Raw genomic sequence first — 12,993 nt, 5'->3', positions numbered from 1 at the left:
TCCGAGGCGGGACGCCTGGGGAAGCGGAGGTTTCGCGGTGACCGCTCGCAGCATCGCCACCGATGAGGTGGCCCCGTCCTGCTACTTCCGCACCACGGTCGAGCAGCCATTCCGCAAGGCACTGGTCCAGATCAACGAGGACTGCAACCTGCGCTGCGCCCACTGCTTCGTGTCTGCCACGAAGGTTGGCAGGCAGATGCCCGTGACCGCGGTGGTGGAGAAGGTGATCCCGCGCCTGGCCGAGGCCCGGGTCAGCCGAGTCACCCTCACCGGCGGGGAACCGTCGATCCACCCGGACTTCCTGGCCATCGTGCGGGAGTTCCGGGCGGTCGGGATGGATGTCGGGATCTGCACCAACGCCACCACCCTCGACGACACCGTGATCCGTGCGCTGGCGGCGTTGGGCGTGCACTGCAACGTGTCCCTGGACGGGTTCGCGGCCGACTCCCACGGCAAGTTCCGTGGTGACCGCGCCAGTTTCACCGTCACCACGGCTACCGTGGAGAAGCTGGGCGCAGCCGGAATTTTGCAGGGGTTGTTGTGCACGCCGAACACGCTGGCGCAGAACGAGGAGTACGCACGGCTGTGCGCGTTCGCCCGCGCCAACGGCGCGCGCTACGTGCTGCTCAACCCGCTGGGCAGCATGGGCCGCGGCGTGAAGTCGCGGTCCAAGCTGGCGAAGACGACCCTGCACATGCAGGAGATCTTCGAGCTGACCGCGCCATTCGACGGCCCAGAGTTGGACATCGCGCACATCCGGTTCCCCAACACCGCCGGCCGGCCGCTGGCTGGGTGCGAGGCCGGGACGATCATCTACGTGTTCACACCCGGCGAGGTGACGGTGTGTCCCTATCTGGTGTTCGCCGCCCGCACCCCACAATCGCGGCACGCCGACACCGAGTTCATCGTCGGCAACATCTTCACCGACCCGGACATCGCGCAGCGCCTGGACGACTACCGCTTCCACGACCGCTATCGGGTCGGCGACAACCGCACGTGTGGGGCGTGCTCGATGAACACCGGCTGCGGCAAGGGCTGCCCGGCCGCAGTGGTCGCCGCCGGCGGCCGCATCGGCGACGTCGACACCGAGCAGTGCCCGGTCACCACCGACGCACACACCGCAGGGCGCCGGCTGCTGCCGCTGATGCCCGCGTGATCGGCATCCCGGTCGACGGGCCGCAGCGCCTGCCGGGCGTGCTGATCACCCTGGACGGCCCCGGCGGCGTGGGCAAGTCCACCGCCGCACGCCTGATCGCCCAGACGCTGGAATCGGCCGGCGCGTCGGTGCACGCCACGAGCCAACCGTCCCGTGCGACGCTGGGCGAACTGGCCCGGCACGGCACCGACACCTACCGGGGCATGGCCCTGGCCTGCCTCTGCGCGGCCGACCGGCACCACCAACTTGACACCGAGATCCTGCCCGCGCTGCGCGAGGGCCGGATCGTTCTGTGCGACCGCTACGTCGCCTCCTCCCTGGTGCTGCAGGGCCTGGACGGGGTGCCCGCCGAGGTGGTGTGGCAGCTCAACCACGGCGTCTACCGACCCGATCTGTCGATCATCCTCACCGGTGACCCCCAGGTCATCGACGGCCGCCTGCGGGCCCGTGGCGGCCACAGCCGCTTCGAACGCGCCGAGGACAACAGCGAGCAGGAGACCGGCCTGTATGCCCGCGCCATCACCGATCTGCGCCACCGGGGCTGGCCGGTCGTCCCGCTGGACACCACCACCGACGCGCCCGAGACGATCGCCGCCACAATCGTGTCCCGCGTCCAGCACATCCTGAGCGAGAAGAGTCCGGCATGCCTTTGAGCCTGATCACCCTCAACATCCAGGCGCCGTCCCTCGACCGCGCCCGCCGGCAGCTGCGGTGGCTGGCCACCCGGCCCGAGGACATGCTGGTGCTCACCGAGACCAAGGCCACCGCGGGCAGCCAGTTCCTCGCCGACGCCTTCACCCGCGACGGCTACGCCGTGACCTTCCCCGAGCATGCGCCCGGCGAGCTCGGTGTGATGATCGTCAGCAAACTCGCCACCACACCCGACCCGCTCGGCGAGGCGCTGGACTTCCTGCCCGCGCGCGTCGCCGCGGTCGTGGTCGACACCACCGACGGCCCGCTCCGCGTCGCCGGCGCCTACGTGCCCTCCCGCGATTCCACCCTGGACAAGACCGAACGCAAGAAGACCTGGATCCACCAGTTCAACAACGCCCTGGACAGCACAGCCAGCGCCACGCCGCTGTTGCTGCTCGGCGACCACAACGTGCTCGAACCGGACCACCAGCCTGCTCACCCCGGTCAGTTCCTGCCATTCGAGTACGACTTCTACACCGACCTGACCGACCGGCACGGCCTGGTCGACCTCTTCCGGCACCTGCACCCCGACCGCGTCGAACACAGCTGGGCGCGCCGTCCTGAGCTGGGCTACCGCTACGACCACGCCCACGGCTCCCGCGTGCTCGCCGAGCGGCTGACCGCGTGCGACTACGTCCACGAGACCAGGGAAGCCGGCCCGGACGGCGACCGGCTCACCGACCATTCGGGACTCGCCGTGCGGCTGCCACTGACCGCGACCAGTCCGCTGCTAACGTCGGACCCCGCCACGGCGGCCATGCCTGCCGAGCCGGAGCCGACCCTGTTCTGACCCACGACCGGCTCGGGGCCGGCTGCCGGACCGCACGTCCGTCCGCCGACCCCGAGGACCAGCCGCAGGATGACCGCTCCGACCACCGCTGCCGCGCCCCGTATCGGCGCCCGCGTCCTACTCCTCGACCCCGACGACCGCGTGCTGCTCATCCACGCGCTGGATCCCTCCGATCCCATCCATCACTGGTGGGAACTCCCCGGCGGCGGCCTGGACGACGGCGAAGACCTTTACGCCGCCGCCCGCCGCGAAGTCGCCGAGGAGACCGGCATCGAGGCCATCACCCTCGGACGAAAACTATGGGTACGCGAAACCCGCTTCCGCTACAAGGGTCGCGACCACCACCGCATCGAGCACGTGTTCCTCGGCCGCACTTCGAACACGGCGCCACAAGTCGCGCTCCGGCCCACCGAGAACGAAAAGGCCGGACTGATCGAACGACACTGGTGGGCGGCCACCGACCTGCGCCAGTGCCGCGACAAGCTCCTACCCCCCGCACTCCCCAGGCTGCTGACCGACCTGCTTTCCGACCGACTGCACTCCACGCCACTGACCCTCACGGACTGACCATCATCAGGTCGGACTTCCAGCGCGCTACGCAGGCAGGCAGCTGCCCCCTGCTCGGGCTGGCCGGTGACCGTCCGGCACAAACGGGTCAGCTCGCTGGTCAGCTCGCTGCCTTGAGCGGCCAGCACCTCGGCGGCGTCGCCGGCGACGCACAGCGCCCGCGCGAGCTCCGCGACCGCGCCCGCCCCTCGGCCGGCGTAGCGGGCGTGGACCGCGAGGGCCCCGATCGCGGCAGCGAACCCGGACGGTCGTGACGCCCAGAGCGCGCTGCGGTCCCACCGTGTCTGCACGGACCTCATCGAACTCAGTGGGGTTGCAGGAAGTGGTGCGTGACAGTCCTAAGGTGAAGCTGGTGGCACGGCGCGCCACGGTCGAATTGGGCGTCAGCCTCGCGGTGGGCATGGCGGTGGCGAGGCTGGTACCTCCACCGTCGTGGTGGCCGACATAGGTCGATATTGGCGACCTCTTCGCGCCCGCACCCCGCCCTCTCCGTCCTGTTCTGTCCGGCTAAAGCTTGCGGCAATGCAGGCTACTGGACTGCGATCCTGTTCCGTCCAACTGAAGTTTGCGGTGGTGCCGGTTGCTGACCTGCGATCCGCAAAGTAGCCCGGACGAACTCGGGCTTCGGCGTCCAAGGCTAGTTTGCGAATTTCTGCTGACGGCTCGCGCTGACCAGCGCCCTCATCCGGACTCGTGCCGCCGCATGGCCACCGAAATGTTGTCCAGCCCACGGTGACCATCGCGACTTCGTGTCGTCCCTTCAGAACTCCTTGATACTGACCAGCTTGCGCAGCCTGCGTAGCGCCCGATGCTCTGTCAGCCGGACCGCTCCCGGGGTAGAACCCACCAGATCGGCGGTCTCCTGAGGCGACAGCCCGACGACCACCCGCAGCACCACGATCTCGCGCTGCTTGTCGGACAGGACCGCGAGCAGCCGGTCCATCGACCCCTTCAACTCGTCTTGCAGCACCCGCTGCTCGGGGCCGGCGACCGTCTCCGGCGGGTCCGGCACCTCGGGCACCAGCAGCGACCGGTTGTGGGCCGCCGCCCGGTGCGCCTCGGCGACCTTGTGCCGCGCAATGCCGTACACGAAGGCCAGGAACGACTGCTCCTGGTCGCGATAGGACGGCAACGCCGAGATCACCGACAGACAGACCTCCAGCACCACGTCGTCGGCCACTGCGAACGAGCGGTCCAGCCGGCCGATTCGGGCCCGGCAGTACCGCAGCACGATCGGCCTGATCGACTCCACCACCCGCTGCGTGGCAACCGGATCGCGGTCGATTGCGGCATCGACGAGCAGGCGGAACTGCTCGTCCTGCGGACCGTACGCGGCCACTGGCTTTGGCGCCGGCCCGTCGTCGGTCCTCACAGGTAGCACCTGTGCCACGTCATTCTCACGCACCAGAACTGCCAGTGCTCCGGCTTCTGAGGCTTCAGCTTGAACTTCGACGTCGCTGCGCTGCTCGACATCCTCCACAAGACGAGCACCGAATCCGCCTAGTAGGTTCTGGTCATCGAGGTCGCGCACCGAGGCCGGCGAGTCCTGTCGGAGCGCGTTGACGACGACGAGTCTCGACTCGCGCTGGATCTGCAGCTCCGCCCAGCACAACGAGCAGTGCCTCAGGTGCACCGTAGCCACCACGCTCTCCGCACCGTGGAGACTTCCTTCAGCGAACGCGATGACCGTGGTGGTCGGAAGGTGTTGACGCAGCTCCGGGTCGAGTCCGGCGAGTTCGTCACGATCAGTTGCTCGCGCGATAGCGGCGGCCACATGCGCGGTGTTGCTGCGTCCTCTCAGTGCCTTGGCGGCTGGAGTGCCGAGCGAGGTGGAGTCGATCTGCGTGAGGTAGGCCAGCACCTGGGTGGTGAGGTCACTCATCCGGGCGGAAGCTGCGGGCTTGGCGGATGCGGATCGCATCGCTGTCAGCTCGTGCAACGCGTTGAGGACTGCGCTGCGGTCCGGGTTCGGGTCGGTGACCTGCCGCTGGGTGAGGACGGTGATCAGCCGGGTCAGCTGGCTGTCGGTGATCGAGACGGGATCAGTCATCTCGTCCTCCGTGATGTTGCGCGCTGGGCGACACGTTTGCGGTGCCGGTAGAACTTGCCTTCGAGACTTCGAGCACTCACGCCAAGGGCGTCGGCGATCTCCACGACCGTGGCGTCGTCATGCGCGATTCGCCAGGCGACGTCTCGGAGGTCGGCGGGCATCGCACTCAGCTCCTGTTCGATTCGTTCATTTGCCAGGAGCACTGTTTCCGGTTGGTCGCGTGACGCCGGATGTCCCAGAAGATCACCTGTATCGGGGACGGAGACGATCTGCGGGCTGTTGGAGCGGCCGCCGTCGGCAGTGCCGGCCAGCCACCGACGCCACACGGTCGGGAATCGCAGCATGCAGGCACCGATGAAGAACGTCTTCAGGCTGGCGCGACCGTCGGGATCCCAGCGGCCTTGCAGCAGGGTGTGGGCCCGGAAGAACTGCAGGCCTTCGGCGACCGCCTCGATCGCCAACTCGTCCCGCTCGTCGGCGTCAGCGCTGGCAAGGTCCTTGTGCCTGGCGGCTCCCGGTAGAGGACGCCCGCGGTTGGCGCAGTACTGGAAAATCACACGTTTGTACAGCCACGAGTTGATGACCCCGATCCCGTAGGCGGCCAGTTCCGCGATGAAGATGTCGTAGCGAGGACCTTGGAACTGGTCGCCCGCTAGCAGTTCGTAGAGCCGCCGATCCTCCTCCCGCCGCGCACGTCGGTCCGCAGCCTCGGCCAGTTCGTCACTCGGTGTCGCGTCGGCGTCGCCGAGCAGGGCTTGGATGCCGGCCAGGTCGGGATCAGGCGTGCCGTCGGCGTCGTCGCAGGCGAGCGCGTTCGGTGTCTCACCGGAGTCGCCCTCGCCCATCCCTGCCGCCCGCCGTCCGTCGCCGCATAGTGCCGGTGTGGGCTGTCCGCCGGTTGTATTCGTCGGCAGCCCCCGCCCATGCCGGACGGTCGCCCGCGCTGTCTTCGTATGCGAGCCGTCCAGAGTTACCCCACGGCCAATTACAAGATTTTTCCGCGATCTTTTTCGTGGGGCGGACCGCGCGCCGGTGCCTGTAGGTGGTCGAACGCCCCACGCCCGGGGCCTGGACGAGGAGCCGACGGTGACGAACAAGGCGCGTAGACGCAAGGACGACGGAGCACTGCTCGGGCTGCGGGCAGCAGTGGTCTTGCTGTTTGCCGTGCTAGCCGGGGGTGGGGCGACGGCGTTGCTCGTCATGGCCCACCAACCGTTGCCCATCGCCGTGTTGGCGGGGTTGACCACTCTGGCGGCAAGCGTCCGGTTCTTCCACTGGCTGATCGCATGACCGGGGATTGCGCTCGATGGTCGTCTGCGCCGCTGTCCGGGCAGCGTCTGCGTCGAGTGCGGGTGCGCCCCCGTCGAGGACCCCTTCGCGCGGTGCGAGCGGTGCACCGAGACCATCGGTAAGCACGAGCGGGCAGAACGGCTTCGTGCACGATGCGCGGGGCGCCGCTGCATCTCCCAGGACCTTGCCCACACCTCGGACTCGGACTCGGCGTCATACATCTGCGACTCGTGTTACGAGCCGATCTGCTACTGCGGGCACCAACCGGTGGAGGCTTTCGGCGACTGGTGCGACACCGGCTGCTACGACTACGACTACGGATCCGAAACACGAGAACACTACGAGCTTCAAGGCCAGCTGCGCTATGCCGCTGGCTTGATCGTCAAGCTGGGCGGCGGCACCCGCAGACAGGTGTTCGCTCGGTTGCACCGAACGATGGGCGCGAGATTGGCCGACGCGAGCACTGAACAACTCCACGCGGGACTAGAGCAGGCACACGACTGAGCGCGGCAACTACCTCTTGACTGAACTAACTCTGGAATCTACCCAGGTCAGCGCGGGGGTTCGGGGGTGCTCGGTTACGGTCCCCGCTCATGATCGACGACGAGGGGGCGCCGCGGGATCTGGCGAGGTTGGCCGTCCCGCTCGTGGGCGCGGTGGAGGCCACGAGCGATCCGTGGTTGCCGTTCCGGCTGCTTGACCCGGCCGGCGCCCCGGTGGAGGCGGTGTCGGCCTACTTCCGTGACTTGCAGGCGGCGGGCCGGTCGGAGACGACGCTGCGCTCCTACGGGTTGGATCTGTTGCGCTGGTTCCGATTCCTCTGGGCGGTCGAGGTCGCGTGGAACCGGGCGACGCGGGCGGAGGCGCGGGACTTCTGCCGGTGGATGCTGGTAGCGGGCAAGCCGGCGCGTCCGCACTGGCACACACCGAGCGAAACGCCCTGCCCACCGTCGACTGGGGTGGCCTACGCGCCGTCGGTGCGGGCGCACAGCGAGACCGTCCTGCGCGGGTTCTACGGGTTTCACCTGGACGCGGACAGCGGTCCGCTGGTGAACCCGTTCCCGCTGGACCGGGCACGGCGCGGCCGGCGGGCGCACGCACACCACAACCCGATGGAGCCGCACCGCAACGAGCGGACCGGGTTGTATCGGCCGACCGTGCCGAAGCGGATTCCGCGCAGCGTCCCCGATGCCGAGTTCAACGAGATCTTCGCCCGGCTGCCCTCGCACCGGGACCGAGCGCTGGTGGCGTTCTACCTGTCCACCGGGGCACGGGCCTCGGAGCTGCTGTCGGTTACGTAGGGCGGTGTCGAACCGGGCCGGCAGCTGATCACGGTGGTGCGCAAGGGAAGCCGCGCGGAGCAGGCGTTGCCGGCCTCCAGCGACGCGTTCGTCTGGCTGCGGCTCTACCAAGTGGAGATGGGCGGGCTGATCCCGACCGGACGGCGGTTGCCCTTGTGGTGGACGTTGCGCCGTCCGCCGCGGCCGTTGACCTATCACGCGGCGCACCGCATGTTCGAACGCGCCGCGGCCGCGGCGGGCAGCACGGCGACGCTGCATGCGTTGCGGCACACCGCTGCCTACCGGATGGCCGAGGATCCCGAGTTGCCGCTGACCGATGTCCAATTCGTGCTCGGGCACGCGCTGTTGACCACGACCCAGCTCTACCTGACCCCGCGGCAGGAGGACGTGATCCGCCGGGTGCTGGCCCATCATGCCGAGCAGACCCGCACGGCCGCGCAACGCGCGGCGGCGCCGCCCGCGCCGGGCTACCGGCCGGACACGCTGGCCGTCCTGTTCGGCGGCAATGTCGGTGGCGCCGCGTCATGACCGCCACGAACCTCGAAGAACAAGTGCTCAGTCAGCCGTCGTCAGCGACGGTCTTGCCGGCGAGCCGGGCACGCCCGGCGCCGCGGCCCCGCAGCGCGGACTGGCCGGCCACTCAGGCCAGACGCGACACGACCTGGGCACGGTTGACGCGCCCGCCGTTCGCGCCGGGGCCTTCCAGCCGTCACCGGCCCGGCGCCCACCACCGCGGTCTCGGCCAGCTGCTGGACTGGTTGGAGGATCAGCCGGGCCAGACCTGGCAGGACCGCTGGCTGGCCACCGGCGTCGACACCGCCGGAAAGTCCTGGCGGGAGATTCCCCGCAGCTGGCTGCGCGAGCACGGTGTTGCTGCCGACTGGCATCACGAGGCGTTCTTCCGCGCCCTCTGGCTGACGATCGCCGCTGACGTGATCCGCCCGGCGGTGTCCATGCTGGTCGTCGCCGACATCCGCAGGGGAGCCCTGACCACGGTCATGACCCGATATCGGGACACCGACGGTCTCACTCGCCTGCGGACACTGTGTTCGGCCGACCCGGGCCTCGCTCCGGCGAAGGCCACCCGCATCAGCTACCGGGCCGCGCAGATCCTCGCGGCGAAAGGCGGGGTGCTGGCCGACATCACCCCGGGCGACGTGCTGGAGCTGCTCGATGCCGAGGCGGACGCCCACGGAACCGGCATCGGGGCCACGCACACGTTCTACCGGATGCTGCATACCCTGGACGTGTTCAGCGACCAAGCCCCCGCCACGCTGCGCGAGCTGCGCAACACCGGGCAACGAAGCCCGGAGGAGCTCATCGACCGCTACGGGCTGGTCTGCCGTCCGATCCGGGATCTGCTGGTGAATTACCTGCGGGAACGCCAGCCCGCGCTGGACTACTCCAGCCTGGCGACGCTGGCGAACATCCTGGGCAACCTGTTCTGGGCCGACCTCGAGCGACACCACCCCGGCATTGACAGTCTCCACCTGCCCGCCGAGATCGCCGACGCCTGGAAGCAGCGGCTGCGCACCGTGACCCGGACCCGCAGAACCCGCGAGGGCGGCACCGCAGAGACCACCGTCACGACCACAGTCGCGCGGGTGAACTACCGCGAATGCCTCACCCCGGTGCGCGCGTTCTACCTCGACCTCGCGCACTGGGCGGTAGAAGACCCGGCACGCTGGGGTCCGTGGGTCGCGCCGTGTCCGGTCGGGCGCGAGGAAGTCAACCGGACAAAGGACAAGCGCCACCGCAAGTCCCGCATGGACGCCCGCACCCGCGCACGGCTGCCCGTCCTGCCGATCCTGGTCCGCACCGTCAACCAGTGGCGCCACGACGCCGCCGCGTTGTTGGAGGAGGCCCGCCGGACCCCGCCCGGACACACCTTCACCGCCGCCGGGCACACCCTGGTCCGGGTCGCTCCGCCCCGCTCGGCCGCCACCAAGATCTGGGCCGAGGACCCCGCCACGGGGCAGCGTCGCGATCTGGGCCGCGAGGAGGACTACGCGTTCTGGGCTTTCGCCACGGTCGAAGTGCTGCGCGCCACCGGCGTCCGCGTCGAGGAACTCACCGAGCTGTCCCACCACAGCCTGGTCCAATACCGCCTGCCCACCACCGGCGAGCTCGTCCCGCTACTGCAGATCGCACCGTCCAAAACGGACACAGAGCGGCTTCTGGTTGTGTCCCCGGAACTCGCCGACGTGCTCTCCGCGGTCATCCAGCGCGTTCGCGGCACCGCTGGCGCGATCCCGCTCCTTGCCGGCTACGACGTCCGCGAGTGCGTTTGGCTGTCACCGATGCCGCTGCTGTTTCAGCGGCGTATCGGCTCTGAGGACCGGGCGATCACTCCCGCGGTCATCCGTGAGATCTTGGACGCGGCGTTGGCCCGCACGGGCTTGACCGACCCCGCCACCGGCGAGCCGTTGCGCTTCACACCGCATGACTTCCGGCGCGTGTTCATCACCGATGCCGTCCTCAATGGACTCCCGCCACACATCGCCCAAGTCGTCGCCGGGCATCGCGACATCAACGTCACCATGGGCTACAAGGCCGTCTATCCCGACGAGGCGATCCAGGCCCACCTTGCCTTCCTGGCCCGCCGACGCAGCCTGCGGCCCAGTGAGGAATACCGCGTCCCCACCGAGGAGGAATGGGCCGAGTTCCTTGGCCACTTCGAGAAACGCAAGGTCTCTATCGGCACCTGCGGCCGCGCGTTCTCCACACCGTGCATCCATGAACACGCCTGCGTCCGTTGCTCCATGCTCTGGCCAGACCCCGTTCAACGCGACCGGCTGGTCGAGATCCGCGACAACCTCGTTGCCCGCATCATCGAAGCCAAACGCGAAGGCTGGCTCGGTGAAGTCGAAGGCCTCCAGATCAGCCTCGCCGGAGCCAACGACAAACTCGCACAGATCAACAAAAGTGCCAACCCTGGCCGAGTTGTCAACCTTGGAATTCCGACTTTCATTCCTGACGGAACAGAGACGGGGGATCTTTCCTAATGTTCGACGCACCCGCAGGCCTTCAAGACCTGCTATATTACCTTCGTGTCTGCCCAGGACCTGAGCGCCGCTGCCGCCCTTGCCGCTGTCGTTATCAGCCTCATTAACGTTGGACTCTCGTCACTCCTTGTTCGCAGGCAAGAGGGGCAGCGATGGAGGAGGGAACAGCTTCCCGAGACGGTAACCAAGCTCGTCGAAGCAGCATTCCGTTGGGAGGTGAAGGTCTTCGAGAGCGACTGGCAGCTCGTCCCCGAAGCCGATCGGCATCTCTTTGGCATGGAGGAAGCAAGGGTGGCTATGGAGCTTGCAAGCAAGCTTGATGTGTTTGCGGCACCGGAGACCATCTCTGCCGCGCAGAGGATGTTGGATGCAGTCGATCAAATACGCATGCACAATCTAAGGGTGCTAAGCAAATCCAGTGACGAGAATCCAAGATCTTGGAGTCTCTACTGGGAGTGGGCCGAAGCGCAATATGCCTTCCTGAAAGCAAGTCGTCGCGAGATGGGGCCTTAAGCCGCCGCCTGTCCCACCTGGGCTCAGCCGGCACAGGCAGCGGGCGCAGCAACCGAGTTTGCGTGGCAAGCCAGCCACTGAGAGGAACGAATCGGGAACGGCTGTGCATGAGGGCAGCACAGACTGACCTTCCAGTCACCTGCCCTGGTAGTTCAGAGAATACGGGTTCGACGCGTTCTACTGCATCCCCGGCAAGGAAGCGCACGAGAAAGGCGGAGTCAAGCAGGAAGGCGAGCGTTTCCGGCGAACCCACTTGGTCCCCGTCCCGGAGGTCGCCAGCCTGTCTGAACTCAACGACCGGATCGCCGAGATCGACCTGGCCGAGGAGGGCCGGGTCCTGCACAACCGGCGGGTCAGCGTCGGGTTCAACTTCCGCGACGAGCGCGACCACCTGCGGCCAGTCCCGTTCGACGACTTCGAGGCCGGGCTCACGCTGACGCCCAGGGTCGGCCGGGACGCGCATCAGCGTCCGCCAGTCCAGCTACTCGGTCCCCGCACGGCTGATCGGCGCGCGGGTCCGGGTCCTGATGCGGGCGAACGAGGTGCTCATGTACGACCGCGCCGCGGTCGCCCCCCGCCACGCCAGGCTCACCCGGCGCGGGGACACCCACGACGACCTCGACCACTACCTGGAGATCCTGCTCGGCAAACCGGGCGCGCTGGCCGGGTCGACCGCGCTGGCCACCGCCCGAAGGAAGGCAGCTTCACCCCGGCGAATGAGGCGTTCTGGGCCGCCGCCCGCGCCGCGCACGGCGACGCGGCCGGCACCCGCATCTTGAGCACACTCGACGACGAGGCATTGCGCAGGCGTCTGCTCGATGCCGGTCCCCGGCTGCTCGGCCGTCCCGCGCCCCGCCGGTAGCACCGCCGGGGCGCGATCGCGACCAGTTGTCAGGTGGGGTCGAACGGGCTGTGGTCGATGCCGCACGTGGCGCCGGATGCCGGGAGATCACCGGAGACGAAGTAGTTCCGCTTGGCCCGCTCGGCGCAACTGCTGTGGACGTACATCGTGCTGTGGCCCGAGCCCTCGACGACCAGCAGCCGCGCGTCGGCCAGCTCACCAGCGCCGGCCGTGGCGCCCTTGAGCGAGGTAGCCGGGTCGAAGCGACTGTTGATCACCATGATCGGGTTGGCGGTCACCCGGTTCCACGGTCCGCGATAGGGCTGTACGGCCTGCTGCGGCCAGTACGCGCAGGTCATCATGTCGAACACAGCAATCCGGCCGAAGGGCCCGACGCGGGCGTCCTCGCTGACCGCGAGCTTGCTGTAGGTGTCCTCGGTGGTGGGAACGACGCTGTCGGCGCACTGGATGGCGTTGTACGCCTCGGTCGAGTTGTCCGGGTACGGCTCGGCGGAAGCCACAGGTTTGGCCGGCGGGGCCTTGGTTCCGCTCGCCTCGTAGAGCTTCTCCAGGGCGCTCGCGGTGTCCCTCCAGGTCTCGGGCTTAGCCAGGCCAGCCGCGAGGTTCAGGACACCCGAATAGCTGTACGTGGTCTTGGTGCCGTCCGAGGCGGTCACCGCGCCGAACTCTGCGAGCACCCGGGCATCGAGGATTGGCCCCAGCCCGAGTCGCTTGGCTCATCGCGGTTATTCGGCGCTGGCACCGCGGTTCTGGTCGGCGCCAGGTC

The 12,993-nt window shown here is 68.4% G+C and carries 15 protein-coding genes; 12 read left to right on the top strand and 3 right to left on the bottom strand.

What is annotated here, in order from left to right; genetic code table 11:
• The first annotated feature begins 37 nt into the window (after positions 1–37).
• The 5 genes from BCF44_RS01135 (at position 38) to BCF44_RS55205 (ending at position 3,460) form a co-directional block, all read left to right on the top strand.
• Positions 38–1,156 carry a radical SAM protein gene (locus BCF44_RS01135; RefSeq protein ID WP_116172181.1) on the top strand — a complete coding sequence of 373 codons (1,119 nt, stop codon included), beginning with the start codon at positions 38–40 and terminating at the stop codon, positions 1,154–1,156.
• Positions 1,153–1,809: a dTMP kinase gene (tmk, locus tag BCF44_RS01130; RefSeq protein ID WP_116172180.1), complete on the top strand. Its 657-nt coding sequence runs from the start codon at positions 1,153–1,155 to the stop codon at positions 1,807–1,809. The genes BCF44_RS01135 and tmk overlap by 4 nt, the downstream gene beginning before the upstream one ends.
• The gene (locus tag BCF44_RS01125; protein ID WP_116172179.1) at positions 1,800–2,639 is read left to right on the top strand and encodes an endonuclease/exonuclease/phosphatase family protein; all 840 of its coding nucleotides are present in this window, start codon (positions 1,800–1,802) and stop codon (positions 2,637–2,639) included. The genes tmk and BCF44_RS01125 overlap by 10 nt, the downstream gene beginning before the upstream one ends.
• Positions 2,640–2,708: 69 nt before the next feature.
• Positions 2,709–3,206: an NUDIX hydrolase gene (locus BCF44_RS01120; protein ID WP_116172178.1), complete on the top strand. Its 498-nt coding sequence runs from the start codon at positions 2,709–2,711 to the stop codon at positions 3,204–3,206.
• Between the two features lie 113 nt (positions 3,207–3,319).
• Positions 3,320–3,460, top strand: a complete 141-nt coding sequence (locus BCF44_RS55205) for a hypothetical protein (RefSeq protein ID WP_170217284.1) — start codon at positions 3,320–3,322, stop codon at positions 3,458–3,460.
• 506 nt (positions 3,461–3,966) lie between these two features.
• On the opposite strand, the gene shbA is transcribed toward BCF44_RS55205, so the two are convergent.
• Positions 3,967–4,545, bottom strand: a complete 579-nt coding sequence (gene shbA / locus BCF44_RS57320) for an RNA polymerase sigma factor ShbA (protein WP_379801721.1) — start codon at positions 4,543–4,545, stop codon at positions 3,967–3,969.
• Between the two features lie 707 nt (positions 4,546–5,252).
• Positions 5,253–6,101 (bottom strand): sigma-70 RNA polymerase sigma factor region 4 domain-containing protein, encoded by an 849-nt coding sequence (locus tag BCF44_RS01110; protein ID WP_116172177.1) that lies wholly within the window; start codon positions 6,099–6,101, stop codon positions 5,253–5,255.
• Positions 6,102–6,342: 241 nt separating this feature from the next.
• Between BCF44_RS01110 and BCF44_RS01105 the strand changes: the two genes are divergently transcribed.
• The 7 genes from BCF44_RS01105 to BCF44_RS54640 all read left to right on the top strand — a co-directional run bounded on the left by BCF44_RS01105 (position 6,343) and on the right by BCF44_RS54640 (position 12,144).
• On the top strand, positions 6,343–6,546 hold the full coding sequence (locus tag BCF44_RS01105; RefSeq protein ID WP_116172176.1) for a hypothetical protein: 204 nt from the start codon (positions 6,343–6,345) through the stop codon (positions 6,544–6,546).
• Positions 6,547–6,813: 267 nt separating this feature from the next.
• On the top strand, positions 6,814–7,050 hold the full coding sequence (locus BCF44_RS01100) for a hypothetical protein (RefSeq protein WP_116172175.1): 237 nt from the start codon (positions 6,814–6,816) through the stop codon (positions 7,048–7,050).
• An 89-nt stretch (positions 7,051–7,139) separates the two neighbouring features.
• Positions 7,140–7,847 carry a site-specific integrase gene (locus tag BCF44_RS57315; protein ID WP_246014765.1) on the top strand — a complete coding sequence of 236 codons (708 nt, stop codon included), beginning with the start codon at positions 7,140–7,142 and terminating at the stop codon, positions 7,845–7,847.
• Between the two features lie 33 nt (positions 7,848–7,880).
• On the top strand, positions 7,881–8,375 hold the full coding sequence (locus BCF44_RS57310) for a tyrosine-type recombinase/integrase (RefSeq protein WP_246014764.1): 495 nt from the start codon (positions 7,881–7,883) through the stop codon (positions 8,373–8,375).
• A complete protein-coding gene (locus tag BCF44_RS01090; protein WP_116172174.1) occupies positions 8,372–10,852 on the top strand; it encodes a site-specific integrase in 2,481 nt (826 codons plus the stop codon). The genes BCF44_RS57310 and BCF44_RS01090 overlap by 4 nt, the downstream gene beginning before the upstream one ends.
• 45 nt (positions 10,853–10,897) lie before the next feature.
• Complete coding sequence (locus tag BCF44_RS54645) at positions 10,898–11,365, top strand: hypothetical protein (RefSeq protein WP_147328352.1); 468 nt, start codon at positions 10,898–10,900, stop codon at positions 11,363–11,365.
• A gap of 461 nt (positions 11,366–11,826) precedes the next feature.
• Positions 11,827–12,144: a Mu transposase domain-containing protein gene (locus BCF44_RS54640; protein ID WP_394468241.1), complete on the top strand. Its 318-nt coding sequence runs from the start codon at positions 11,827–11,829 to the stop codon at positions 12,142–12,144.
• A 112-nt stretch (positions 12,145–12,256) separates the two neighbouring features.
• Here the strand turns inward: BCF44_RS54640 and BCF44_RS01085 are convergent, their stop codons facing one another.
• A complete protein-coding gene (locus BCF44_RS01085; protein ID WP_116172173.1) occupies positions 12,257–12,904 on the bottom strand; it encodes an alpha/beta hydrolase in 648 nt (215 codons plus the stop codon).
• Positions 12,905–12,993 lie beyond the last annotated feature (89 nt).

This window comes from Kutzneria buriramensis, from assembly GCF_003387475.1.
Classification (GTDB): Bacteria; Actinomycetota; Actinomycetes; order Mycobacteriales; family Pseudonocardiaceae; genus Kutzneria; species Kutzneria buriramensis.
Note: the sequence above shows the minus strand (reverse complement) of the source record. Positions and strands in the feature narration are given on the sequence as shown.